A 25,475-nucleotide genomic window follows, 5' to 3' on the forward strand; every position below is an offset into this window, starting at 1 on the left:
AAAACCCATGAACGAGACGGATGCCCCGGGCACGGTCGATGCGCCGAACACCGACGTCGCCGACCGCGCCCGGCGCACGGTCGCCGCGGTGTGGCGCATCGAGTCGGCGCGCATCGTCGCGACGCTCACCCGCTTCGTCGGCGATGTCGGCCAGGCCGAGGACCTCGCGCAGGAGGCCCTCGTCGAGGCGCTCAAGCAGTGGCCCGACGAGGGTGTGCCGCGAAACCCCGGAGCCTGGCTCACCGCGGTCGCGAAGCGCCGGGCGATCGACGGGTGGCGCCGGCGCGAGCGCCTCGACGAGCGATATGCGGCGATGGCCCGCGACCTCGAGCAGCGGGGCGGCGAGGCATCCGACATGTTCTGGGACCCCGACACGATCGACGACGACATCCTGCGACTGATCTTCGTCTCGTGCCACCCGGTGCTCTCGCGCGAGGCGCAGATCGCGCTCACGCTGCGCATCGTGGGCGGCCTCTCGAGTGACGAGATCGCGCGGGCGTTCCTGGTGCCGACGGCGACCATTCAGCAGCGCATCGTGCGTGCGAAGAAGACCCTCGCCGCCGCGAAGGTGCCGTTCGAGGTGCCCAAGCCCAACGAGTACACCGAACGGCTCGGATCGGTGCTGAGCGTGCTCTACCTGATCTTCAACGAGGGATACCTGCCCGCCTCGGGCGAGCAGTGGGTGCGACCGGATGTCTCGGGCGAGGCCCTACGGCTCGCGCGCGTCGTGGCGGGGCTGATGCCGAAGGAGCCCGAGGCGCAGTCACTCGTCGCGCTCATGGAGTTCACGGCGTCCCGCTTCGCTGCGCGCACGGCGCGCGACGGAACGCCGATCCCCCTCGACCAGCAGGATCGCTCGCGGTGGGACCGTGCGCAGATCGCTCGCGGCTCGGCCGCCCTCGCCCGGGCCGATCGCATCGGGCGGGGCCGGGCTTCGTACGGGCTGCAGGCGGCGATCGCCGAGTGCCATGCTGTCGCGCCGACGGCATCCGATACCGACTGGGCGCGCATCGCGCTGCTCTACGAGGCGCTCGGACGCCTTGCACCGTCACCCGTGGTCGAGCTCAACCGGGCGGTCGCGGTGGCGATGTCGACGGGGCCGGCCTCGGCGCTGCGCATCGTCGACGAGCTCGCGGTCGGCGGCAAGCTCGCCGGCTATGCGCCCTTGCCGGCCGTGCGCGGCGAGCTGCTCGCACGCCTCGGACGCAATGACGAGGCCCGCGCCGAGCTCGAGCTCGCGGCACGCCTCACGGGCAACGAGCGCGAACGGGCCGCGCTGCTCGCCAAGGCCGCCGCGCTCGAGGCGTCGGTCGAGTAGCGACGAAGGAGCGTATCGAGACCCCGACCCTGTCTCGACAGGCGGTCACCGGGTCTCGATACGCCGCCGGCGCGCCTACTCGACCGACGCTTCCGCCGCACCGGCGACCTCGGCGCGTGCCGCACGCTTCGCCCGACGCCGCTCGCGCCCGCCCTCGACGAGGTCGTACAGCACCGGCAGCACCACGAGCGTGAGCGCGGTCGACGACACGAGTCCGCCGATCACGACGAGCGCAAGCGGCTGCGAGATGAACCCGCCCGTGCCGGTGAGGCCGATGGCCATCGGCAGCAGCGCGAAGATCGTCGCGAGGGCGGTCATCAGAATGGGGCGCAGTCGTCGGGATGACCCGTGCACGAGCGCATCTCGCACGTTCATGCCCCGATCCCGGTACTGGTTCACGAGGTCGACGAGCACGATCGCGTTCGTCACGACGATGCCGACGAGCATGAGCACGCCGACGAGCGACGCCACGCCGAGCGGAATCCCGGTGATGACCTGCAGCGCGATCGCGCCGGTGGCCGCGAACGGCACCGACACGAGCAGCAGCAGGGGCTGCAGCAGCGAACGGAACGTCGCCACCATGACGATGTACACGATGAGGATCGCCGCGAGCAACGCGATGCCCAGCTGCGAGAACGACTCGGTCTGGTCGGCGGTGACACCACCGAGCGACGCCGTCGTGCCCGCGGGCAGGTCGACCGCGGCGACGGCCGACGAGACCGCAGTGCTCGCGGTGCCGAGGTCATCGCCCGAAGGGGTGGCCGACACGGTGGCGCTGCGCAGACCCTGCACGGTCGTCACCGAGGCGGGCCCGTCGACCTCGGCGACCGTCGCCAGGGTGTCGAGCCGCACGAGCCCAGTGGGCGTCGGCACCTCGAGTGCCGAGAGCGTTGCGATCGTGGTCGGCGGGTTCTCGGTGGCCAGGTAGATCGTGAGGTTCTTCTCGTCGATCACGACCGAACCGGCGGTCTGCGGCGCCATCGCGGCCGACACGAAGCCGCCGAGTGCGACCTCGGAGTAACCCGCGGCCGCGGCATCCGCTCGGTTGACCTCGACGGCGATGTACGGGCGCGACTCCGAGAGGTTCGACGAGACCTGCGTGATCGAGTCGACGCCGTCGAGCTCTTCGACGACCGCGTCGGTGGCGGTCTGCAGGTCTTCGGCGTTCGAGGCGGTGATGTCGACGTCGATGTCGTTCGACGCGCCGAACCCGCTCGCCGCCGTGAGGGTGACCTCGCCGACGTCGTCGAGTTCGTCGACCGACTCGCGCACCGAGGCCTGCAGCGCCTCTTGGTCGGCGTCGTCGTCGGTGGTCACCGAATAGGTGATGGTCGCCCCGCCCCCGCCGAATGCCGCCGCGAGCGGGCTCGAGCCGGTGCCGATCGAGGTCTGCACGATCTCGACGCCCTCGGTGGCGCGGATCGCGCCTTCGACGGGTTCGGATGCCGCGTCCATGGCGTCGAGGCTCGTGCCGACGGGCAGCACCTGCGAGACCTGGAACGTGTTCTGCCCCGACGATCCCAGGAAGTTCGTCTTCATGAACGGCACGAGCGCGACCGTGCCGCCGAGGATGAGCACCGCGACGATGATCGTCACGACGCCGTGCCTGAGGGTCCACTCGATGATCGGCAGGTAGCCGCGCTGCAGGCGCGACGGGTGCTCGAGTTCGTCGGCCGAGCGGGCCTGGGCGAGGCCCGTCTCGCCGTCGCGTCCGCCGGCGAGGCCCGTCTCGCCGTCGGGTCCGCGCAGTTCGGGGGCGAGCCACACGTCGTCGACGAACGCGGCGGCGGCGACCTCGGCCTCGTCTTCGTGCTTGTGCAGCTTGGCGGGTTTCAGGAACCAGTAGGCGAGCACGGGCACGATCGTGAGCGACACGAACAGCGAGGCGACGAGCGCGATCGTCACGGTGAACGCGAACGGGCGGAACAACTCGCCCGTCACGCCCTCGACGAGCGCGAGCGGCAGGAACACGGCGACCGTGGTGATCGTCGAAGCCGTGATGGCTCCGGCGACCTCACGCACCGCGTGCACGATGGTGGCCGCCTTGTCGACACCCTCGACGAGGTGCCGCTTGATGTTCTCGATGACGACGATGGAGTCGTCGACGACACGGCCGATGGCGATCGTGAGCGCACCGAGCGTGAGGATGTTGAGGGTGTAGTCGGCCGCCTGCAGCCCGATGAACGCGATGAGCACCGACGTCGGGATCGAGATCGCGGTGACGAGGGTCGCGCGCACCGAGAGCAGGAACACGAGGATCACGAGCACCGCGAAGAGCAGGCCGAGCATGCCCTCGGTCGCGAGCGACTCGATCGACTGCTCGATGTAGGGCGCCTGGTCGAACACGACGGTGAACGACGCGCCCGGGTTGGTGGTGTCGAGCGATGCCTCGAGGCCGGGCAGCAGTGCGGTGACCGCGTTCGACACCTCGACGGTGTTCGCGGCGGGCAGCTTGGTGACCGAGATCGTGAGGGCCGGCTCACCGTTCACGCGCGAGATGCTCGTCACCGGGTTGTCGGCGAGTTCGACCGTCGCGACGTCGGCGATCGTCGCGGCCGCGGGGATTCTGCTCACCGGGCCTGCTGACGGGAGCTCTGCGTCGGTCGCCCCTTCGGGGATCGGGCCCTCGAAGGGCTCGGGGAACTCCTCGTCGGGCAGCGGTGCCGTCTCGGTGGCCCCGAGCACGGGCAGCGCGGCGATCTCGTCGACGCTGCCGAGCCGCGAGCCGGTCTGCACCGCGAACGTCGAGTCGCCCTCGGTGATCGAGCCGGCGGGCACGAGCAACCCGTTCTGCGCGAGCGCATCGCGGATCGCCTGCTGGGTGATGCCGAACGCGGCGAGCTGCTCGGGTGCGGGCGTGATCGTGACCCGCTGGCCGATCTCGCCGATGAGCGTCGCGTCGCGCACCCCGTCGACGTCGGTGATCTCGCCGAGGGTGGTGCGCTCGATCTCGTCGGAGAGGGAGCTGATGTCGTCGACCCCGGTGACCGCGACCTGCAGCACGGGGAAGTCGTCGAGGCTCAGCGCGATGACCTGCGGGTCGACGTCTTCGGGCAGTTGCCCGGCGATGCGGTTGACCGACGAGAGCAGCTTCTGCTCGGCGAACGCGAGGTCGGTGCCGTAGGTGAAGCTCGCCGTGACCCGCGAGAGCCCCGTCGAGCTCGTGGTCGAGGTCGACTCGAGCCCGGTGATGCCCTGGATCGCGGTCTCGATCGGCGTCGACACGTCGGTGTTCACGATGTCGGGCGAGGCTCCGGGGTAGCTCGTCACGATCGAGAGCTGCGGGAACGCGATCGACGGGGCGAGCTCCTGCTTCAGGTTCGTCAGCGCGATGCCGCCGAACACCGCGGCGACGATGGTGATCAGGGCGATGAGCGCGCGATTCTTCATGCTGAGCGCGGCGAGCAGGTGCATTCGACGATTCTCGCAGCCATGACCGCAACGAATGTCATCGCATGGAGATTTCCGAGCACGTCCGGTGCGCTCTGAGCGGAATACTTCATAGGTCCCTCACGCGACACTCGCGATACGGGTAGCCACGGCGACCGCTGAGTCGGTATGTTGCTGATCAACGTGCAAGGCGGGGGCGATGATCAGGGCGGATGACGCGTGGCGGGGCCGGTGGCTTCGCTATGCCCTGCTCGCACTCGCCTTCTCGGCCCTCTGGCTCGCAATCAGCCTGTTCTCGAGCGTGTCGAGCGCATCGGCCGACGAGGCGAAGCCGTCGTCGCTGCTCGGCACCCTCGGCTCCGTCGTCGGGGGTGTCTCGCAGACCTCGAGCACGCCCGGCGACGCCCTCGGAGACGTCGTCGCCACGGTGATCGAGCCGGTCGACGCGGTCGTCGAGCCGGTGCTCGCGCCGGTGGCCGCCGTCGTCGATCCGGTCGTCGAGACCGTTGTGCCCGCACCCGTCGGCGGTCTCGTCGAGGCCGTCGTGCCCGCAGGCGTGGGCGAACTCACGAAGCCCCTCGTCGACATCGTCGACCAGGTCGCCGGATCGTTGCCGATCGTCGGCGGCATCGTCGGCGACGACACGGTCGGCAGCGTCGTCTCACCCGTCACGGGCATCGTCGACGACGCACTCGGCACGATCGTCGGTTCGCCCATCGACCTTCCCGGCGGCGACTCGGGCTCGACCCCCCAGCTACCGGGCGAGTCGCCCGCACCCGGCGCGAGCCTCGACCCCGCCGCCACGGCGGCGCCGATCCCCGTCGTCGCTGGCGTTTCGACCAGCTCCGCTGGCGGGGTCGACCTCGTCGGCGCGCCACTCTCGGGCGCCATCGGCAGCGCCACCTCGCCGGCCAGTCCCGTGGGCTCACCCGGCGACGCGCCACCCGCGCTCGCGCCACCCGGCAGTGGTTCAACCGGCACCGGCGCGTCCGGCTCGGGCCCCGGCGGGTCATCCGCCAGCTCTGACACGGCGTTCGCCGCCCTCGAACTCGACGCGCGCGCGTCGCTGGTGCTGCACTCGGTCGACGACGCGCTGCCGTCGTCGCCGGTCTACGACACCGATTCCACCCCTGACTGACGGGGCCGTTCCGCCTGCACGCACTCGGCGTGCACTCGCGGACACGGTCATCGCTCCCTGCCCGGGAGCGACATCTCCCATCAGTCAGGAGGACTGGATCATGAAGAAATTGGCATTGAGGGCGTTGTACGCGACCCTCTTCGCCGGGGGGCTCACGCTCCTCGGGGCCGGCGTTGCACACGCGTCCGAAACGGGCGGCGACGACGGCATCCTCTCGGGAACGCAGGCCGCGATCTCGATCGAACTCCCCGTCACCGTGAGCGGAAACGGCATCTCGATCATCGGCGATTCGTCGTCGACGGATGCCGCGACCGAAGTGTCGACGGACGGCGCGAGCAGCGCCGACCCGGTCGCGGTCACGTCGGGCGACGGCGGCATCGCTTCGGGTACGCAGGCGCTCATCGACGTCGCGATTCCCGTGACGGTGAGCGGCAACGCCATCAGCATCATCGGCGACTCGACGAGCGAGGACGCGACCACCGAGGTCGCAACCGGCGACTCCGGCACTGCCGACGGCGGCACCGCGACCACCTCGGGCGAGGACTCGATCCTCGGCGGCACCCAGCTGATCGGCGATCTCGACCTGCCGATCACGATCGCCGGCAACGCGATCTCGGGGATCGGTGACAGCACGTCGAAGGACGCCACGACGGTCGTGGCTCCGGGAACCGGGGGCGGTTCCGCGGTGACGGATGGGTCTGATGGGCTGCTCGGAGGAACACAGCTCATTCCGAACCTGTCCCTGCCCATCACGATCAGCGGCAACGCGATCTCGGTGATCGGCGACAGTGTGACCGACGGGGCGACGACCATCGTCAACCCGACCGATCCCACGGACCCGACCGACCCGACCGATCCCACGGACCCGACGGATCCGACGGACCCGACCGATCCCACGGACCCGACGGATCCCACGGATCCGACGGACCCGACGAACCCCGGTAGCCCGGGCGACGACGGCGACGGCACGACCGTCGCAACGGGTGGCGCCACGGTGATGGCTTCGGGCTCGACGCTCGCCTCGACGGGCGCCGATCTCACGGGCCTGTGGCTCGCGTTCGGTGCACTGCTCGGCGGGCTGTTGCTCATGGGCCTGCGCCGCTTCGCAATCCGCCGCTAGTCGGGCGCACCCGGCGCCGCCCTACCGGCGCCGGGTCGCCGACCAGCACGCACGACGCAAACGACTTCCGCGCCGCCGATTCGGGCCGGCCGCGCGGAACGCCGCGCCCTGGGGGAACGTGCAGGCGCCGATCGTCTTCGGGTGGGCGTTCGGCCAGGCCGCACGGGTCGGCGCGGCACGAACGGGGTGGTCGACGTCCATCGACGTCGGCCACCCCGTTCCCGATCGATCGGCGACTCACCTGCCGCGCCGCCGGCCGCGCGCCGGGTCATCGACGAGTAGGGTTCCGGCATGGGCTCCCCGCTGAGCGTTCGAGCCGCGCGAGTCGACGACGCTGCCGAGATGGCGCGAGTGAATGTGCGGTCGTGGCGCGAGACGTACCGCGGAGTGATGCGCGACGAGGTGCTCGATGACCCGGAGCTGCCGGGAATCCGCGAACAGTTCTGGAGGGACATCCTCACCGACGAGCGCTACCGAGCGAACCGCGTCGCGGTGGCCGAACGCGGCGGCGACCTGATCGGCATCGCGATGGCGGCACCTCCGCAGGACTCCGATTCGGCGTGGGGGGTACAGATCTACGTGCTGTATGTCGTCGAGGTCGAGCACGGGTCGGGCGCGGGCGCCGCCCTGCTGGATGCCGTTCTCGGCCCGCGGGAATCGGCGGTGCTGTGGGTCGCTGATCCGAGCCCCCGGGCGCAGGCCTTCTATCGAAAGCACGGGTTCGTCGCGGACGGGACGGTGAGCGTCGAGTTCGGCGTGCGCGTGATCCGCATGGTTCGCACCGTGCTCGCCCCGCTCGGCCTCGGCCTGGCCGCGCTCGGGCGCCCCGCGTACATCACGACCGGTCGCAGGGTCGACCTCGGCGGCGACCGCACGGTGGCCTCGATGCGGGAGAACACCCACGCCATGCTCGACGCGGCATGGGCACGCGGCATCCGCTTCTTCGATGCTGCGCGCTCGTACGGTCTCGCCGAGCAGTTCCTCGGGTCGTGGCTCACCGAGCACCCCGAGCGGCGCGCCGAGCTCACGATCGAGTCGAAGTGGGGCTACGAATACGTCGGTGCATGGCGCATGGACGCCGAGGTGCACGAGCGCAAGGAGCACTCGCTCCACATGTTCGAGCGGCAGTGGCCCGAGACGCTCGCCGCGCTCGGCGGTGCACCCGACCTGTACCTGATCCACTCGCTCACGCCCGATAGCCCGGCACTCGGCGACGCAGCCCTGCTCGACCAACTGCGCGCGCTCGCGGCGATCGGCGTGCGCGTCGGCATCTCGACGAGCGGCCCGCATCAGGCAGATGCGCTCGACGCCGCCCGCGAGCTCGAGAGCTCGCCGTTCGGCGCCGTGCAGGCGACGTGGAACCTGCTCGAACCGTCGGCCGGGCCGGCACTCGCCCGAGCGCACGACGCCGGATGGTTCGTCGTGGTCAAGGAGGCGGTCGCCAACGGCCGGCTGAGCCCCGAGGGCGCGGCCGACGAGCCGGCGGCGGCTGCGGTCGCGGCATCCGACGGGCAGTCGGTCGACGCGTTCGCGATCGGCGTCGCCCGGTCGCGGCCGTGGTGCGACCTCGTGCTCTCGGGTGCGGTCACGCAGGGTCAGCTCGACTCCAACCTCGCGTCGCGAGCCCCGTCGATGGATGCCGCGGCCCTCGCCGCGCTCGCTGAGAATACATGGGCCTACTGGGCGGCGCGCGGCGCGCGCGACTGGACGTGACTCGGGCCGTCAGGTGCTGTGGACAAGATCACTGCAAGCATCACCGACCTTTCGACACAATCTGGGTATGACCCGAGATGCCCCGGCTGCCGCAGAGTTCCGCGTATCTGGACACAGCAACGCGTGGCGGGCGGGGCTCGCCGTGGCGGTCGCGCTCGTCCTCACCGCCTGTGGCGGGGTCGTCGGCCAGCCGGGCGGGGGCGCCGGAGACAGCGTGGACGCCGATCTCGCGGGCAGCCTGTCGGCCGAGGACGCTGCCGCGGCGGCCGACGCGGTCAACGCCTTCGGCTTCGATCTGCACACCGCCGTCGCAGAGGATGGCGACAACACGGTCACCTCGCCACTGTCGGCGTCGGTGCTGCTGGCGATGGTGGCCGCCGGCGCCGGCGGCGACAACGCCGAGGAGATGACCGAACTGCTGGGTCTCGACGGCCCGCGTGACGTACGGAATGCGGCTCTGCTCGCCGATCTGGTCGGTACCGATGACGTCACGCTGGCGATCGCCAACTCGCTGTGGGCGGCCGAAGGCTATCCGTTCGAGGACGACTATGTCTCGTTCGTGCAGGACACCTACGGGGCGACGCTCGATGAGGTCGACCTCGGTTCGCAGGATGCCGCCGACGCCATCGACGACTGGGTCGATGAAGGCACCGAGGGGCTGATCGATCAGATCGCCGCGGATCTCGGCCTGCCCGACCCGCAGGCGGTGCTGGTGTTGCTCAACACGGTGTACTTCATGGGCACCTGGACCACCGCATTCGACGAGGGCGACACCCGCGCGACGCCATTCGCCCTGGCCGGCGGCGATGAGGTGGTGGTGCCCACCATGCATCGCAGCGCCGCCGAAGTGGAGACGTCGTTCGGTGATGGCTTCCAGATGCTCCGGCTTGCCTACGGCGACGACGAGCGCTTCGGCATGGAGGTGCTGCTGCCCGACGAGGACGTGGCCCTCGACGAGCTTCTCGACGACCTCGACGCCGAGGTCTGGCAGAACGCGGTCGACGGCCTCGAGACAGCCACCCTCTCCGAGATCGCGCTGCCGCGCTTCGAGCTCGAGTGGGACGCGAACCTCAACGGGGTTCTGCAATCGCTCGGGATGGTGTCTGCGTTCGGCGGCGGGGACTTCACCCCGATGTCGTCGGCCGACCCGTTCCTCGACACCGTCGTGCAGAAGACCCACATCCGGGTCGACGAGAAGGGCACCGAGGCGGCGGCGGTCACGGGTGGGGTCATGGCGGAGTCCGCGGGACCGCCGCCATTCCGGGTCGACCGGCCGTTCGCGTTCACCGTGAGCGACCGCGAGACCGGCGCCGTGCTCTTCCTCGGCAGCGTTCACGATCCCCGCGGTTGACACGCCATCACCAGGGCTCCTGAATCAGGGACCCTGACCATCGTCTACCTCGCTGTCAGCGACAATCCTGGAATGTTGTGACCTTCTGCGGGTTCGGCGACATTCCTCAGTGAGAGGGCCCGCGGACGAAAGCGGCGGCAAACGACATCGCGTGTCCGCGAGTGCGAAGCGCACAGGGGAGAGGTGATCGATCATGGTGGTCCGTTCACTGCACACGTTCGCTGTGGTTGCCGTGGTGTTGGCGGTGACCGCGTGCGCGTCCGGTCCGACGTCCGGCCCCGACCCGAGTCCGTCGCCCGTCTCGAACCCGGCGACGTCCACGGCCCCGACCCCGTCGGAGCCTCCGCAGATCACCATCGGGAGCCCGGTCGCTGACGCGACCGTCTCGGTACCGTTCACCGTGAGCGGCACCGCGAACACCTTCGAGGCGGCGCTCACCGTCGACGCCGTCGACGAGTCGGGCATGGTGGCGTGTGTGCGCCACGTCACGGCGACGTCGGGGTCCGGCACCCCCGGCACGTGGGAGGCCACACTCGCCTTCGGGCCGGAGGAGAACGCCCTGCCCGTCATGCTGCGGGCGTACACGCACAGCGCGAAGGACGGCTCGGTCGTCGATCTCGTCGAGTATCCGATCACCGTCTCGCCCGATCGGCCGCCGATCATCATGACGAGTCCCTCATGCGGTCAGGTGTACGACGTAGGAGGCCTCATGCTGGTGACCGGCACGGCGAACCTCTTCGAAGCCGCGCTCACGGTCGACGTGCGCAATGCGTCGGGCACGACCGTCGCGACGCTTCAGGTGACGGCCGAAGAGTGCTGCGTCGAGTCGAACTTCGACTCGAGGCTGATGCTGCCTGATGACATTCGGCCCGGCCTCTACGACGTGGTGGCGTACAGCCTGAGCGCGAAGGACGGCAGGGTCGAGAACGAGTTCCCGGTGCAGATCGAGATCCGCGGGTAGGTCTGGCATGAATGCTGCGGCGGAGCGCGCGCGTTCTCGAGCAGGGTACGGTCCCGCACCGGCCCGCCAACTTGATGCCATTTTGTGACCTTTCCTCATGACGCGACATTCCTAGAGTGAAGGGGGGTGTGCACGTGGACGAGAGCGATGGCACCGACGCCGAGCTCCTCGAGCGCCTGGCGAGCGGCGACCAACGGGCGATGGCGGTCGTGTTCGATCGGCATGCCCCGGCGGTGACGCGGTACGCGTGGGCGATCGCGCCGAGCCGAATGGACGTCGAGGAGATCGTGCAGGACACGTTCCTCACGGTCTGGCGCAAGGCGGCGGAGATCATGATCGCTGAGGCGTCGCTGCTTCCGTGGCTCCTCGTCACGTGCCGCAACTTCGGAATGAACGCCGTGAGGAAGGCGGCCCGCGCTCGGGCCGAGCAGTTCGACGACGACGCCCCGCAGGGCGGAGCCGACGTCGTCCGCGAACATCACGATGCCGAGGCGGCGCGGGACGACCTGCGCTGGGTCCTCGACGAGATCGAACGACTCGAACCGATCGACCGGCAGGTGTGCGAGCTCTGCCTGGTCGAAGGCCTGCCCTACGCCGAGGCGGCCGAGCGGCTCGACCTCAGTGTCGGCGCTGTCAAGCAACGCGTGTCCCGAAGCCGGGCCAGATTGAAGAAGGCGGTGACCCTCGATGAAGTCTGAACCTCCCACCGGAGACGAACTGACGCGCCTCCTCGGCTCGATGAAGCGCAACGTGCTCGAACGGGTCGCACAGGAACCAGCACCCGCGAAGCGGAAGTCTGCGCGCCACATCTTCGGGCTCGGGCTCGGTGTCGCCGCGCTGCTCGGTGTCGGGGCGGGAGCCGCTTTCGCGCTCGGCGTGATCACCGCACCCGATGACGACGCGGCGACCGTGGCGACGGATGCCCCGAACACGCCGTCGACGGCGTCGCAGCCGACCGCGCCCGCGGCGAGCGAATACGCGGTCACGCCGGGCCAGCCGGCCTCACGATACGGCCTGGACTGCGCCGCCCTGGTCGATCCCGCGCTGGTGTCGGGCCTGTTCGGCAGCGAGGTCGCTGCGGTCGACCCGATCGTGTCCGAGTCGGGGGTCGGCATCGCGATTCCGAGGCGAGCGGCGATTCTCGCCGTCGGCGGCTCGGTGTGCGAGTGGTCGAACGGCGTGCCGATGAACGAGCAGTACGGCGTCGAGCCCGACTACGTGGGCGTGACGATCGCGGTCGTCCCCCGCCCGGCCGCCGGCTGGAGCGAGTACGCCACCCAGCACGCGATGCCTGCCGACGAGAGTCAGTGCGCCGACACGTGGTGCTGGGCGAGCTCAGCGGTCGGCGACGCCTGGGTCACGCTCTCGGCGTACGGCGGAGCCGAACTCGCGGCCGACGCGTCGGGCTGGCAGTCGCTCGTCGACGCGGTCATCGTCGCGGTCGGCGCGGCCGGGCCGGCTACCGCACCGACCGTCACCGAGCGGATGACCCTGCCAGGGCCTGAGGACTGCGACGCGATCATCCCCGTCGACCAGGTGGTTTCGATCACCTCCACCCCGGGCGCGCAGGTGATGATCGGCTCCGGAGGCTGGAGCGAATGGGCCGAGGCGCGGCTCCACGCAGATGCCGTCGGCTGCGGTTGGGGCGTCGACGATCTCAGCCAGGCGGCGCGGGTGGACTGGCTGCACGAGGGGCGCTGGGCGTACCTGCGGATGATCCACGCCGGAGCGTCAACGCCGATCGAGCTCGCCGGGCTCGCCGCGGGCGACGCGGCATCCATTCGCTGCGACGAGCGGTTCGGCACGACGTGCGCCGTCGACCTCACGGTCGGGCAGGACTGGTACAACGTGACCGCGAACGACCAGGCCACGGCGATCGCACTCGCCGAGGCGGTACTGGCTCGGCTTGCGGGCTGACCCCCGGTGCGAGAGTGAGCGAATCAGCCGAAATCAATCGGCCGGCAGCGGCCGCTTGTCCGGCCAGAAGTCGCCGCGTCAGACCACCGACGTCAGCAGACTCTGCTCGGGCACCGGCGTGCGCGAGAGCGAACCCCACGCTCGCGCGAGTGCCTGCACCGCGGCATCCGTCGTCTCGGCCGGATAGCAGAACGGCAGCCGCAGGAATCGCTCGAACGCGCCGTCGATGCCGAAGCGCGGTCCCGCCGCGATGATGAGGCCCTGCGCGCGGGCGGCGAGCGCGAGCTGCGAGCTCACGGGGGCGCCGAGGCCGACCCACGTCACGATGCCGCCGTCGACGTGCGGCACGCGCCAGTCGGGGAACGCCTCGGCGAGCAGCCCCTCGAGGCGAGCCCGGCCGGTGCGCAGTTGCTCGCGGCGCAGGTCGAGAATGTCGTCCATGCGCTCGAGCAGGCGGGCCGCGATGAGCTGCTCGATGATGGGGGTGCCGAGGTCGCCGGGCGAGCGCACGGCGAGCAGTCGGCGGATGAGGGGCCTGTCTGCACGGATCCACCCGACGCGAAGGCCTCCCCACACTGTCTTGCCGACCGAGCCGACCATGACCGCGTCGCCGTACGCGGCGAGGGGCAGGTACGACGCGGCACGATCGATGTCGAGCTCGGCGGTGGTCTCGTCGGCGATGACGACCGTGCCCTGACGGGCGGCCGCGTCGAGCACGCGCTCGCGAGTGCCGACGCTCATCGAACGGCCGGTCGGGTTCTGGAAGTCGGGCATGAGGTAGGCGGCCACCGGGTTCGAATGATGGATGGCCCGGGTCATGGCCTCGACCTCGTCGCCGGGGTCGCCGGGGTCGGGGTCGAGGATGTCGGTATCGAACGGATCTGCGTCATGGCGATCGGCGCCTGCCGGCGTCACCGAGACCTGAACGAGTCGCGCGCCCGCTGCGCGCAGGGCCTCGTAGGCGTGCGGGTAGGTCGGCGCCTCGATGAGGGCGCGGTCGCCTCGCCCCACGAGCGCCCGTGAGAGCAGGGCGATCGCGTGCTGGGCGCCGATGGTCACCATGATCTGCTCGGGCGTGGTCGGCAGTCCGCGCGCCGTATAGCGGTCGGCGATGGCGGCGCGCAGGGCCGGGGTGCCGATGGGGTCGAACCCCGAGTCGGCGAGCTGGGCCGGAAGATCGTCGAGCGCGGCGCGCGCGACGTCGGGCAGCCACGGCAACGCCGGCGGCGCGGCCTTCGAGAAGTCGATGTACTCGGCGTCGGGTGGTGCAGGCAGGGTCGCGGGGATACCGGGCAGCCGCGCGACACTGCCCGAGCCGCGAACGCTCAGCACGAGCCCGTGCTCGCGCAGCTCGCGGTACGCCGCGGTCACGGTCGTGCGGCTGAGGCTGAGCCGCTCGGCGAGGTCGCGCTCGGCCGGCAGCCGGGTGTCGACGGGAATGCGCCCGTCGAGGATGAGCAGGCGCACCCGCTCGGCGAGCGCCTGGTAGGCGCTGCCGGCGCCGCGCCACTCGCCGAGCAGGGTGTCGAGGGCGCGCGCGCTGAGGATGGACTCCGCCATGCGAGCCACTTTATCGCAATTGGCTTCTTGCCATAAGGCCAATCGTGGAATTGGATTGCAGAATGCCGCGCCTGACCCTTCCCCGCTCCACCGATCCCGCCCCCGTGCTCGTGCGCCGCTTCGTGCAACTGTTCGCCGGGCTCTTCCTCTACGGCATCGGCATCGCCCTCATCGTGCGCGGCGAACTCGGCGTCGCGCCGTGGGACGTGCTCACCCAGGGCATCTCCAAGCAGACGGGCCTCGGCTTCGGCCTCATCACCGTGCTCACGAGCGGTGTCGTGCTGCTGCTCTGGATTCCCCTGCGGCAGCGCCTCGGCTTCGGCACCGTCATGAACGCCCTGCTCGTCGGCCCGGCCGCCGACGTCGGCCTCTGGCTGATCCCCTCGGGCCTCGACCTCTGGGCGCGCATCGGCCTGCTCGCCGCCGGCATCCTCGTGCTCGGCGCCGCCACCGGCCTCTACATCGGCGCCCACTTCGGCCCCGGCCCGCGCGACGGCCTCATGACCGGCCTGCACCGCGTCACCGGCTGGCGCATCTGGATCGTGCGCACCGGCATCGAAGTCATCGTGCTCGGCGCCGGCTGGCTGCTCGGCGGCAACGTCGGCATCGGCACGGTCGCGTTCGCGCTGCTCATCGGCCCGATCTGCGGGTACGCGATCCCCCTGTTCGCGATCAAGCGAACCGACCGTGCGAACCGAGCGGATGTCGCGGCGCCGGCCCCGCGCGCCGTGCCGACGCCCCGCGCCACCCCGGTCGTCGAGTAGCCCGACCCGCCGGTCGAGTAGCGAGCGCCAACCCGCGGTCGAGTAGCGAGCGCCAACCCGCCAGTCGAGCAGCGAGCGCAAACCCGCCGGTCGAGTAGCGAGCGCCAGCGAGCGTATCGAGACCCCCGAGGTCTCGATACGCCCTGGCGGGCTACTCGACCGACGACTGCCGCTACAGGTTGCGGTCGGCGTAGGCCGTCATCGCGTCGCGCACGAACTCGGCGCCGGCCTGGCCGCCGTAGTTCGCGCCGAAGCGCTCATCGGCCACGTACATCTCGGCGAGGCCGACGAAGTACTCTTTCGTCGGGCCCGAGCCGCCACCGCCGGGCGTGCCGGGAATGCCGCGCAGCCACTCGAAGTGCCGCTGCGCGAGCGCCTGCGCCTCGTCGCCGGTCGGGTCGATGCCGCGCTCGTGCGCCGCGATCCAGTCGCGGCCGAGGTCTGACACGCGCTGCTGCCAGGCTGCCTTCTCGTCGGCGCTCATCGAGCGCCACCACGCGTCGCTCTTCGCGTACGCGTCCTTGCCCCAGCGCTGCTCGACCTCCTCCTTGTACCGGGTGTGGTCGAATCCGTCGAACATGTTCTCTGCCATGAGTCGTTCACCTCCTTCCAATGCCGTGATGGTGTTCTCGACCGACGCGATCTGCCGCGCCAGCCGTTGTTGCTCCTGCTGCAGCCACTCGAGGTGGCTGCGCAGGGCGTGCGGTGCGCTCTCTTCTCGGTCGAGCACCTCGCCGATTGCGGGAAGCCCCAGCCCGAGCTCGCGCAGCAGCATGATGCGCTGCAGGCGCACGAGCGCCGGCTCGTCGTAGTAGCGATAGCCGTTCGACCCGATGCGGGCGGGTGCGAGCAGCCCGATGTCGTCGTAGTGACGCAGCGTGCGGCTCGTCGTTCCCGCGAGCTTCGCGATCTCCTGGATCGACCAGTCCACGACGCCTCCTCTCGCGATCCGGGGCTGTGTCAACCCCACGTCTGCCACGCTAAAGCTTGACGCTACGTCAATGTCAAGCCCGGGACATCCGCTCGCCTGGTTGCGCGTTCAGGGGATTTGGGCGACACGCCGGCAGGCGCGCCCATACGCACGGCGTGTTGCCCAAATCCCCTGAACGGACTACATGCACTTGCGTGCTGGGCAGACGCGATATATCGTGTTCTGAGAACCAACGCGATATATCGCGAACGAAGGAGATCACACCATGGCCATCGAGAAGTGGGTCATCGCCCCCGGGGAGAGCCGCATCATCGACCTCGAGCTCGTGCGCAAGCTCAAAGTCAGCCTCATCGGCGGAAAGGTCGACGTCATCGCGCACGACGAGCCGGGCGCACGCATCGAGATCACGGGCGTCACCGGCAAAGACCTGAAGGTCGAGATCGACGGCGACGTGCTCGAGATCGACCACCCGCAGCTGCGCTGGGACAATTTCATCGAGGTGTTCAAGGGCTGGGCGGGCAGCGCCAAGGCACAGGTGTCGATCATGGCGCCGCGCCACGTCGTCATGAAGCTCGGCGTCGTCTCGGGCGAGGCACTCGTCTCGGGCTTCGCGACCGACGCGAAGCTCAGCACGGTCTCGGGCGATGTCGTGCTCGACTCCCACGAGGGCGATGTCGAGCTCTCGAGCGTCTCGGGCGAGATGTCGGCGGGCAACCACACCGGCCGCATCACCGCGCACTCGGTCTCGGGCGACATCGTCGCCACCGGAGACGTGCGCGCGTTCAACGCCGACACCGTCTCGGGTGACATGGTGCTCGACGTCTACGGCACCCCCGACCGGGTCGACACCAACACCGTGTCGGGCGACCTCACCGTTCGCTTCGACGCCGGCAGCGGCGCACGCTACCGCATCAACACCGTCAGCGGCACCGTGCTGCTCGACGACACGACCATCAAGGGCATGCTCGGCAAGGGCTTCGAGCGCGTCACCGGCGAGCTCGCCGGCCGCTGGCTCGACCTCGGTGCCAACAGCGTGTCGGGTTCGATCTCGGTCATGCGTCGCGAGATCCCGGCGAACGAGCGAGCGGATGCCGCGGGCCGCGCCCACGACGACAGCTCGGCGTCCGCGGGGTCGGCCGGCGCCGAGGCATCCGATCGACAGGCAGAGGGCGGCGCGGCATGACACCGCCGGTCTTCGCCCACGGAAGCCTGCGCCTGTACCTGCTCGCGCTGCTCGACGAGCAGCCGCGCCACGGCTACGAGCTCATCCAGGCGCTCAGCGATCGGTTCGGCGGCACCTACAGCCCCAGCGCGGGCACGATCTACCCGCGCCTGTCGAAGCTCGAAGAAGAGGGGCTCGTCTCGAAATCGACCGACGGCCGCAAGACCGTCTACGAGATCACCGCGGCGGGCCGGGCCGAGCTCGACGCCCGCAGGCCCGAACTCGACGCGATCGAGAACGAGGTGACCGACTCGGTGCGTCGCCTCGCCGACGGGGTGCGCGCCGAGGTCAACGATGCGATGCGGTCGCTGCGGGCCGAGCTCGCGAGCGCGGCGCGCGAGGCGAAGCGCTCGGCGCGGACGACGTCGGCGAGCCGAGCCGACACGACCGGCGCCGACGGCGGCGCAGGCAGCGATTCGAATCGCGCCGTGCACGAGGCCGATCTCGTGATCAACGAGTTCCGCCAGCAGCTGCGCACCGACCTGCGCACGCAGGCGCATCGCGGGCGTGTGTCGCCCGAGTCGGTGACGCTGCTGAAGGCGCGGCTCGCGCAGGTTCGCGCCGACGTGCTCGCGACACTCGCCGACCGCTGAGGTGCCGACGCGGCGCCGGCACGTGCGTTGCTGTCGTCGGTGGGGCGTGATTCGATGGCCGCATGGTCGATGTCGAGCTGCAGCCCTGGTCTGAAGACGACCTCGACCTGTTGCGCCGCGCGAACACCCCCCGAACTGATGGATTGGGTCGGCGGGGTCGAGACCGACGAACGGGTGCGGGCTCGTCACGAGCGCTACCTCGCACTGGTCCCCGACGGCACCGGAGCGCAGTTCCGCATCACGATTCCCGGGCACCCCGAGGGCGTCGGCATCGTCGGCTACTGGCGACACGAGTGGAGGGGCGAACCGGCGCTCGAAAGCGGCTGGTCGGTCGAGGCCGAGTACCGCGGGCAGGGCATCGCCCCCGATGCGGTACATCTCATGCTCGAGGCCGCCCGCGCCGCCGGCGAGACGCTTTCCGTGCACGCCTACCCGTCGGTCGACAACCCCGCCTCGAATGCCGTGTGCCGCAAGGCCGGGTTCACCCTGCTCGGCGAAGAGGACTTCGAGGCCGCAGGGCGCGTGCTGCGCACCAACGACTGGGTGTACGAGCTCGCCGAGCCGCCTCGGGCGTAGCCTCTGGGAGTGCGCTCGTATCTCGCCGTCGCCGTGGGCGGCCTCATCGGCACCGGCCTGCGGCTCGCGTGCGACCTCGCGTTCCCGCACGCCGACGACGCGTTCGCGGTCGAGACCCTCGTCGTGAACCTCGTCGGCGCCTTCGCGCTCGGGTGGCTGGTCGGCGGGCCCTGGACCAGGCCGACAACCCCGATGTGGCTCAAGGCCGGCCTCGGCCCGGGCGTGCTTGGTTCGTTCACGACTCTTTCGGCAGTGATGGCGTCGCTGCTCGTGCTCGGCCGCGAGGGCGAGTGGCTGACAGCGAGCGCGTACTTGCTCGCCTCGGTCGCCGGCGGTCTCGCCGCAGCGGCCGCCGGTCTGCGCATCGGCTCGCTCATCGCCCACCGCCCCATGCCGACCGAGGTCACCGACGCCGGAGAGACCCTGTGACCGGCGCGCTCTCGCCACTCGTGGTCGCCGCCGTGCTCGTCGCCGGCGCGATCGGCGCAGTGCTGCGCTATGCCCTCTCGCGAGCACTGCCGGTGCGACCGGGGCACCTGCCGGGCGGCATCCTGATCGTGAACGTCGTCGGCTCGGCGGTCGCCGGCGCGCTCATCGGCCTCGCCGAGCGGGCAACGCTCGACGGCGACCTGCGGCTCGTGCTCGTCACCGGGTTCTGCGGCGGGCTCACGACCTTCAGCACCTGGAGCGTCGAGACCATCGAGCTCGTCGACGGCGGGCGCTGGCGCGCCGCGATGCTCAACGTCATCGTGACGCTCGCGCTCGGCATCGCGGCCGCAGTCGGCGGCTACCTACTCGTCACCTGAGCCGCTCGGACCGCCGGGCCCAGCACTCTTGCGGCGAGCGGCGACGATGAGTGCCGCGGCGAGCGCGAGGATGCCGAGCGCGCCGACGACGAAGCCGGCGATCGTCCAGCCGTCGGCCCCGGTCGACGCGGTGTCTTCGGCCTGCTCGGCGTCGCCGGCGGCCTCGCTGTCGGACGGCGCGTCGTCGTGCGGTGCCTCTTCGGTCCACGTGCCGGTCGCGTCGGCGCCGACGCCGAAGTCGATGGTGCCCTCGATGGGGTGGCCGTCGGACGAGACGACGCGCCAGCGCACCTGGTAGTCGCCCGCGAGGTCGGCGGGCAGCGCCGCAGTGACGTCGGAGCCGGCGATCGCGGGCGCGCCGACCTCGACCTCTTCGCCGTGGTGGTCGACGACGACGACCGCTGTACCCGCCTCGATGACACTGCCCGAGAACGTGAGCACCACCTCGGACGGCGCGGCGTCGAACACCTCACCGGGCTCGGGGCTCGACGCGATGAGCTCGTCGTGCGCGAACGCGGGCGCGGCGGCACCGGCGAGGGCGATGCCGAGGGCGACGGTGAGCGCGGCGGCGGCGAGCACGACGGCGCGCAGGCGAACGACGGGGCTCGTGCGGGTCGCGGCGCGTGCGACGGCGGTGGGCGAAATGGGCATGAAAGGAGGCCTCCTGAGGCGCGATACCGAACGGATGTCCCGTGGCCGAGGGCCAAGGGCGATGAGTTCGGTGCCCAACCTAGCAATCGTGCCTGAGATGACGCCGAACTCGGCGGCGATCAGGGGCTCGCGCTCCGGAAACAGGAAGGCGCGCCGCAGCCGCCTCCGAAACAGGAAGACACGCCGGGCGGGGCTGGACCAGTTCCTGTTTTCGATGCGCCCGCGTCGAGGGGTGCGACCGCGTCGCGGCATCCGCTCGCTAGAGCATCGCCATGATCTGGCGGGCGATCATGCGACCGGCGCGGTTCGCGCCGATCGTCGACGCCTGCGGGCCGTAGCCGGCGAGGAAGACACGGGGATCGCTCCACGCCGCGCCCTGCCCCACGGTGACGCCGCCGGTCTTCTCGCGAAGCCTGAGTGGCGCGAGGTGGCGCAGCTCGGGGCGGAACCCCGTGGCCCAGATGATCGCGTCGGCGCGCGCCATGCCCGAGTTCTCGCCATGCCACACCACACGGTCGGCCTCGATGCGGTCGAACATGGGGCGCGCGACGAGCAGGCCGCGCTCGATGCCGGCGGCGATGCGACGGCTCTTCGGCACGCCGGTACCGCTCACGATCGACGGCAGGGCGCGACCCGAGCGGGCGGCCTCGTCTTGCATGGCCACCGCGGCCGACGCCCCCTCGAGGTCGAGCTCCTGCCGGTCGATCCAGTCGATCGGACGACGCGACACCCAGGTGAGGCCCGCCGCGACGTTCTCGAGCTCGAGCATGAACCCGATCGCCGAGGTGCCGCCGCCGACGATCACGACATGCCGGTCGCGGAACTCCTCGGCGGCGACGAAGTCGGATGTGTGCAGGTGCCGGCCGGCGAACTCGCCCATTCCCGGGTAGAAGGGCACGAACGGCGAGCCCCAGGTGCCGGTGGCGTTCACGAGAAAGCTCGTGGCGATCTCGTGCTGCGGCGCACGCTGGGTCGCCGGGGGTTCGAAGCTCTTGCGGCGGCGCCCGAAGAGCCCGCGCGAGCGCAGCTCTTCGATCGGCTGCGGCGAGAGGTCTTCATAGCGGACGACGAGGTCGGCCCCCCGGTTGACGACGGCACGCACGTCGACCGGCCGGTGCACCCGAAGTTCGTAGTGCTCCTCGAACCGGCCGTAGTAGTCGGCGACGACCTCTCTCGCGGACAGGTCGCGGTCGGCGGTGTCGAAACTCAGTCCGAGCTCGGCCATGCCCGGCAGGTCGTTCACGCGGTGCGCGGTGCCGAGACGCAGGGACGACCAGCGGTGCTGCCATGCTCCGCCGGCACCCGGCGCGCGGTCGAGCATGACGAAGTCCTCGTCGGCGACGAGTTCGAAACGGCGCAGGTAATAGGCCACCGACAGCCCCGCCTGCCCTGTACCGATCACCACGACCTTGGTGCGTTCAGGGGCGGGTATCACGTGACAATCTCAACACGGCTTGCTGTGTGCCCGCACCACGATTCCGGCACGTCATGGCGGGGGTGTGGATACCACCGAAGGTGGCGTGGCGCGGTGCTAAACTGGCATCCGGACGAAATTCAACTATCAGATGAGCGCCGGGTGAAGACCATCCCACCCGGCCAGATGTCGTAAGGGGGTCACGCATGGGGCGCGGCCGTCAGAAAGCCAAGCACACCAAAGTCGCTCGCGAGCTGAAGTACTTCAGCCCGAACACCGACTACAACGCGCTTGAGCGCGAGCTCACCGGCTCGCAGCATGACGATTACAGCGACGAGGCGTCGAAGTGGGCAGAATACGCTGCCGAAGACGACGACACCTACGTCACCGGCGATGAGCAGCGCGAACAGCGCGCGTAGCCCTCGCCGATCGTCGCCGACCTTCCCTGCGCAGTTCGCCGCATTCATCTGATCGTTCCGATCAGCTGACCCCGTCCGGGTCGATGCGTCAGCGATCACGCCAGGCTGCGGCGGTCTCGACGAACGCGGCGAGTTCGGCGAGCGAGTTCGAGGGCGTCATCGCGCGCAACACGATCTCGTCGAGGTCGGCGTCGACGTACTCGGCGAGCCGCGCGGCATCGGTGATCGTCGCCTCACGGGCTCCGAAGCCGAGCCGCTCGAAGTTCGCGGCATAGGCCGGCACCGACTCGTACCGCGTGCTCTCGCGGTCGAGCGCAGGTCGTGCCGACTCGTCGGTGATCGTGCGCACGTACAGCGTCGCCCGCACGCGGTTCGGGTCGGCGCGACCGCCCGCGTCGCGTCGCAGTTCGCCGGCGGTGAGGCTGCCGGCGCCCGGCGTCAACCAGTTGAGCAGCACGCCGTCGGCCTCTTCGGCCGCGAGCCTACGCATGCGCGGCCCGAGCGCACCGACGACGATGGGGGCGTCGGTCAGCTCACGCAGGGTCGCGAGGCCCGTGCGAACGAACTCGACCGGGCGAACGGCCACCTTGCCCGAGCCGATCCCGAGCGTGAGGCGCTCGGTGGGCAGATTCGCGAGGTCGAGCGAGTCGGCCGGTCGACGGTCGAGGGGAATCACGCCCGAGGCCAGGCCGAGCGTCGAGGTCACCTCGGCCGCCGCCCGCAGCCCGGCGAGTGAGTCACCCCCGGGGATGTCGTTGATCCAGAGGGTCGTGAACCCGAGCCGCTCGACGCGCGGCGCGAGGGCGCGCACCACCTCGAGCGGAGTGGTGCCGACGAGGCCGATCGAGACGGCCGTGTTCACCGACACGCGCCGCTCAGCCCGCGTAACTGCCGACGAGCCGAACCGCACCGCCGTCGACGCCCTTCGCTCCCTGCTCGAAGCCGGCGAGGTCGCGGGCGCCGATCGTGACGGTTCCCGCCTGCCAGGCCGGCAACCCGAGGCCGCCGAGTTCGGCGATCACGGATGCCGCTGCCTCGGCCGCGACCACGGCGAAGAACCCGATGCCGAGGTTCCAGGTGCCCTCGGTCGACTCGAGCGTCGTGCCGGCAAGCTCGTTGAGCACCCGGAACACCGGGGCGGGCGACCACGTCGACCGGTCGAGTTCGACCCACGACCCGCGGGGAAGCACGCGCGCGAGGTTGGCCGCGATGCCGCCGCCCGTGACGTGCGAGAGCGAGTGCACGGCGTCGCCGTCAGGGCCGGCGAGCAGTTGCACGAGCGGGCCGGTGTAGAGGCGTGTCGGCTCGAGCAGCGCCTCGCCCCACGTCGTCGAAAGCTCAGGCGCGGCATCCGTGTACCCGATGCCCTTCGAATCCAGGATGTGCCTGACAAGCGAGAAGCCGTTGGAGTGCAGGCCGCTCGACTCGATGGCGATCACGACGTCGCCGTCGGCCACGCGCTCTGCGCCGAGCAGGCGGTCGGCCTCGACGACGCCGACCGCGGCGCCCGCGACGTCGTAGTCGTCGGCGCCCATGAGCCCGGGGTGCTCGGCGGTCTCGCCACCGACGAGAGCCGTTCCGGTGTCGGCGCAGGCGCGCGCGATGCCGGTGACGATGGCGGCGATGCGCTCGGGCACGACCTTGCCGCACGCGATGTAGTCGGTCATGAACAGCGGCTTCGCGCCGACCACGATGATGTCGTCGACGACCATGCCCACGAGGTCTTGCCCGATGGTGTCGTGCGTGTCGAGCGCCTGCGCGATCGCGATCTTGGTGCCGACGCCGTCGGTCGAGGTCGCGAGCAGGGGCTTCGCGTAGTCCTTCGCGAACGAGAGGTCGAACAGCCCGGCGAACCCGCCGAACCCGCCGATCACGTTCGGACCGTGCGTGGCGGCGACCGCCTCTTTCATGAGTTCGACGGCCAGGTCACCCGCCCGGGTGTCGACTCCGGCGGCAGCATACGACGAGTTCGAGGTCACTCCCCAAGCGTACCCGCGCGCCAGTGTCGGGCCCCGCCCGCCCCTTCCATCCGCCCGTGCGCAATTCAGGTACGCGCACGGTGTGTCGCGCGACACACCGTGCCGCGCAGCCCACGACACACCTCCCGACCTGAATTGCGCACAATCCCGGGTGGCGGGAGGGGGTCGCGAGTAGAATTCGGGCATGCAGCCGGGGGGCACGCCGTCGTGGGTGATCCGTGAGAATGCGAGTCGCCCGGTTCTGCTCGCCCTCTACCTGCGTGAGGTGCTCGCCATCGCCTCGCCCGTCGAGCTGCCGCGGCTGCGCGACGTCGGCGCGGTCGGCGCTCGACTCGAGATCGACCAGCACGACCTGCTCGAGCGGCAGTGGCGCGCATGGTGGGCGATGACCGTCGAGCCCGAGGCGCATCCGTCGCCCGTGCCGCTCGAGCTCGTCGAGGCGTACGACACCGAGGTCGCGCTACCCGTCTCCGAGGCCGAAGTGCTCGCGGCCGCGATCGTTCCGCACGCCGAGGCCGCCCGGGCGTGGGCCGAGTGGGCGCACGAGGGCTATCGCAACGCGTCGGCCGCGCGCCGCGGCGATTCCTACCGTGCCTACGCCGGCACGATCGCCGAGCACGAACGCGAGGTCGGCCGCCGCGCGCACTCGTTCGAGCTCAACGTCGAGGTGGTGCCGTTCGCAGCGGTCGGCGTGTGGTGGATCGGCGCGATGAGCGTCGCCGTCACCGATTCACTGCGATCGGATGCCTCGGCGTTCGACGATGCCATCCACCCGATCATCGCCGAACTCGCGTAGCAGGCTCCCCACCCGCGCATCGGCGTCGCGTGCGCCGGGGCCTCGCGTGAGCCGGGGCGTCCGGTGAGCCGGGGCGTCGCGTGCACCGGGGCGTCCGGCGCGCCGGGCACGATGCATTGTCCTGGAATCCTCGTTTCGAATCCGCCTCGATCGAGGCGGATTCGAAATGTGGACAGGAGCAGAAGCCCGCCGTGCGCGCGCCAGCGCAGTCTCGAAGCGGGCCCGTGCGCAATCGGGTTTCGAGACGCTCGCTGCGCTCGCTCCTCAACCCACGACGCGTGCCAGACTCGAGGCATGAGCATCTGGTTCGACGGCGCCTCCATCGACTGGGCGAACTCGCGTCGCGGCGGCACCCTCCTCAACGAGCTCGGCATCGAGATGACCGAGCTCACCGAAGACTCCCTGAAGGGCCGCATGCCCGTCGACGAGCGCACACGCCAACCGGGCGGAGTGCTGCACGGCGGAGCATCCGTCGCCCTCGCAGAGACGCTCGCGAGCTGGGGCGCGACGTTCACCGTCGACCCGGCCGCCAACTACTGCGTCGGCATGGAGATCAACGCCAACCACGTGCGCCCTGTGGCCGAGGGCTGGGTCTACGGCGAGGCGAAGCCGCTCACCCGCGGGCGCACGACGCAGGTGTGGGAGATCAGGATCACCGACGAGGCGGGCAGGCTCGTGTGCATCTCGCGGTGCACGATGGCGGTGCTCGCGAAGCCGTCCGAGTACTAGCAGGCGGGGTCTCGATACGCACGCTCCTTCGTCGCGCGCTACTCGACCGACTGATGCCGCTCAGCTGAGCAGCAGGCGCCGCTCAGGCGGCTCACACGCGCGCGTGTGGGAGGATGGAACGTCCAAC

At 70.5% G+C, this 25,475-nt stretch carries 24 protein-coding genes; 17 read left to right on the forward strand and 7 right to left on the reverse strand.

Annotation, left to right across the window (positions count from 1 at the left end; all coding sequences use genetic code 11):
- Positions 1-7 precede the first annotated feature (7 nt).
- Positions 8-1,318 carry an RNA polymerase sigma factor gene (locus tag ABD164_RS00485; protein ID WP_344292306.1) on the forward strand — a complete coding sequence of 437 codons (1,311 nt, stop codon included), beginning with the start codon at positions 8-10 and terminating at the stop codon, positions 1,316-1,318.
- A 75-nt stretch (positions 1,319-1,393) separates the two neighbouring features.
- Here the strand turns inward: ABD164_RS00485 and ABD164_RS00490 are convergent, their stop codons facing one another.
- Positions 1,394-4,732, reverse strand: a complete 3,339-nt coding sequence (locus ABD164_RS00490; protein WP_344292308.1) for an efflux RND transporter permease subunit — start codon at positions 4,730-4,732, stop codon at positions 1,394-1,396.
- 175 nt (positions 4,733-4,907) lie between these two features.
- On the opposite strand from ABD164_RS00490, the gene ABD164_RS00495 reads away from it, so the two are divergent.
- From ABD164_RS00495 to ABD164_RS00525, 7 genes are all read left to right on the forward strand, one after another.
- Complete coding sequence (locus ABD164_RS00495) at positions 4,908-5,846, forward strand: hypothetical protein (protein WP_344292310.1); 939 nt, start codon at positions 4,908-4,910, stop codon at positions 5,844-5,846.
- Between the two features lie 100 nt (positions 5,847-5,946).
- Positions 5,947-6,966, forward strand: coding sequence for a chaplin family protein (locus ABD164_RS00500; protein ID WP_344292312.1), 1,020 nt, complete (start codon positions 5,947-5,949; stop codon positions 6,964-6,966).
- Between the two features lie 291 nt (positions 6,967-7,257).
- Positions 7,258-8,679, forward strand: a complete 1,422-nt coding sequence (locus ABD164_RS00505; RefSeq protein ID WP_344292314.1) for an aldo/keto reductase — start codon at positions 7,258-7,260, stop codon at positions 8,677-8,679.
- A 67-nt stretch (positions 8,680-8,746) separates the two neighbouring features.
- Positions 8,747-10,030, forward strand: a complete 1,284-nt coding sequence (locus ABD164_RS00510) for a serpin family protein (RefSeq protein WP_344292316.1) — start codon at positions 8,747-8,749, stop codon at positions 10,028-10,030.
- Between the two features lie 193 nt (positions 10,031-10,223).
- Positions 10,224-10,991: a Gmad2 immunoglobulin-like domain-containing protein gene (locus ABD164_RS00515; RefSeq protein WP_344292318.1), complete on the forward strand. Its 768-nt coding sequence runs from the start codon at positions 10,224-10,226 to the stop codon at positions 10,989-10,991.
- 134 nt (positions 10,992-11,125) lie between these two features.
- Entirely contained in the window at positions 11,126-11,689 is a 564-nt protein-coding gene (locus tag ABD164_RS00520) for an RNA polymerase sigma factor (protein ID WP_344292320.1), read from the forward strand.
- Positions 11,679-12,908, forward strand: coding sequence for a hypothetical protein (locus ABD164_RS00525; RefSeq protein WP_344292322.1), 1,230 nt, complete (start codon positions 11,679-11,681; stop codon positions 12,906-12,908). The genes ABD164_RS00520 and ABD164_RS00525 overlap by 11 nt, the downstream gene beginning before the upstream one ends.
- A gap of 78 nt (positions 12,909-12,986) precedes the next feature.
- On the opposite strand, the gene yczR is transcribed toward ABD164_RS00525, so the two are convergent.
- Entirely contained in the window at positions 12,987-14,468 is a 1,482-nt protein-coding gene (yczR, locus tag ABD164_RS00530) for a MocR-like transcription factor YczR (protein WP_344292324.1), read from the reverse strand.
- A 62-nt stretch (positions 14,469-14,530) separates the two neighbouring features.
- Here yczR and yczE point away from each other — a divergent pair, with 62 nt between their 5' ends.
- Positions 14,531-15,232 carry a membrane protein YczE gene (yczE, locus tag ABD164_RS00535; RefSeq protein WP_344292326.1) on the forward strand — a complete coding sequence of 234 codons (702 nt, stop codon included), beginning with the start codon at positions 14,531-14,533 and terminating at the stop codon, positions 15,230-15,232.
- A 172-nt stretch (positions 15,233-15,404) separates the two neighbouring features.
- Here yczE and ABD164_RS00540 read toward each other — a convergent pair whose 3' ends face one another.
- Positions 15,405-16,163 carry a MerR family transcriptional regulator gene (locus ABD164_RS00540; protein ID WP_344292327.1) on the reverse strand — a complete coding sequence of 253 codons (759 nt, stop codon included), beginning with the start codon at positions 16,161-16,163 and terminating at the stop codon, positions 15,405-15,407.
- A 265-nt stretch (positions 16,164-16,428) separates the two neighbouring features.
- Between ABD164_RS00540 and ABD164_RS00545 the strand changes: the two genes are divergently transcribed.
- From ABD164_RS00545 to crcB, 5 genes are all read left to right on the forward strand, one after another.
- A complete protein-coding gene (locus tag ABD164_RS00545; RefSeq protein WP_344292328.1) occupies positions 16,429-17,346 on the forward strand; it encodes a DUF4097 family beta strand repeat-containing protein in 918 nt (305 codons plus the stop codon).
- The gene (locus tag ABD164_RS00550) at positions 17,343-17,978 is read left to right on the forward strand and encodes a PadR family transcriptional regulator (RefSeq protein ID WP_344292330.1); all 636 of its coding nucleotides are present in this window, start codon (positions 17,343-17,345) and stop codon (positions 17,976-17,978) included. Before ABD164_RS00545 ends, ABD164_RS00550 begins: the two co-directional genes overlap by 4 nt.
- 69 nt (positions 17,979-18,047) lie before the next feature.
- Entirely contained in the window at positions 18,048-18,554 is a 507-nt protein-coding gene (locus tag ABD164_RS00555) for a GNAT family N-acetyltransferase (RefSeq protein WP_344293349.1), read from the forward strand.
- Positions 18,555-18,563: 9 nt separating this feature from the next.
- Positions 18,564-18,983, forward strand: a complete 420-nt coding sequence (locus ABD164_RS00560) for a fluoride efflux transporter FluC (protein ID WP_344292332.1) — start codon at positions 18,564-18,566, stop codon at positions 18,981-18,983.
- On the forward strand, positions 18,980-19,360 hold the full coding sequence (gene crcB, locus ABD164_RS00565) for a fluoride efflux transporter CrcB (RefSeq protein WP_344292334.1): 381 nt from the start codon (positions 18,980-18,982) through the stop codon (positions 19,358-19,360). Before ABD164_RS00560 ends, crcB begins: the two co-directional genes overlap by 4 nt.
- Here crcB and ABD164_RS00570 read toward each other — a convergent pair.
- A complete protein-coding gene (locus tag ABD164_RS00570) occupies positions 19,346-20,011 on the reverse strand; it encodes a copper resistance CopC family protein (protein WP_344292336.1) in 666 nt (221 codons plus the stop codon). The genes crcB and ABD164_RS00570 overlap by 15 nt on opposite strands.
- Positions 20,012-20,270: 259 nt before the next feature.
- Positions 20,271-21,446 (reverse strand): FAD-dependent oxidoreductase, encoded by a 1,176-nt coding sequence (locus ABD164_RS00575; RefSeq protein ID WP_344292339.1) that lies wholly within the window; start codon positions 21,444-21,446, stop codon positions 20,271-20,273.
- Between the two features lie 185 nt (positions 21,447-21,631).
- On the opposite strand from ABD164_RS00575, the gene ABD164_RS00580 reads away from it, so the two are divergent.
- A complete protein-coding gene (locus ABD164_RS00580) occupies positions 21,632-21,844 on the forward strand; it encodes a DUF3073 domain-containing protein (RefSeq protein ID WP_344292341.1) in 213 nt (70 codons plus the stop codon).
- Positions 21,845-21,932: 88 nt separating this feature from the next.
- Here the strand turns inward: ABD164_RS00580 and ABD164_RS00585 are convergent, their stop codons facing one another.
- Together ABD164_RS00585 and purM are read right to left on the reverse strand one after the other, a co-directional pair.
- On the reverse strand, positions 21,933-22,712 hold the full coding sequence (locus ABD164_RS00585) for an LLM class flavin-dependent oxidoreductase (RefSeq protein WP_344292342.1): 780 nt from the start codon (positions 22,710-22,712) through the stop codon (positions 21,933-21,935).
- Positions 22,713-22,719: 7 nt separating this feature from the next.
- The gene (gene purM / locus ABD164_RS00590; protein WP_344292344.1) at positions 22,720-23,823 is read right to left on the reverse strand and encodes a phosphoribosylformylglycinamidine cyclo-ligase; all 1,104 of its coding nucleotides are present in this window, start codon (positions 23,821-23,823) and stop codon (positions 22,720-22,722) included.
- A gap of 184 nt (positions 23,824-24,007) precedes the next feature.
- Here purM and ABD164_RS00595 point away from each other — a divergent pair, with 184 nt between their 5' ends.
- Both ABD164_RS00595 and ABD164_RS00600 read left to right on the forward strand, forming a co-directional pair.
- Positions 24,008-24,619, forward strand: coding sequence for a zinc-binding alcohol dehydrogenase (locus tag ABD164_RS00595; RefSeq protein ID WP_344292346.1), 612 nt, complete (start codon positions 24,008-24,010; stop codon positions 24,617-24,619).
- Positions 24,620-24,913: 294 nt separating this feature from the next.
- Complete coding sequence (locus ABD164_RS00600) at positions 24,914-25,348, forward strand: hotdog fold thioesterase (protein ID WP_344292347.1); 435 nt, start codon at positions 24,914-24,916, stop codon at positions 25,346-25,348.
- Positions 25,349-25,475: the final 127 nt, after the last annotated feature.

The sequence above is a fragment of the Agromyces neolithicus genome (assembly GCF_039529735.1).
In the GTDB taxonomy this organism is placed as follows: Bacteria; Actinomycetota; Actinomycetes; order Actinomycetales; family Microbacteriaceae; genus Agromyces; species Agromyces neolithicus.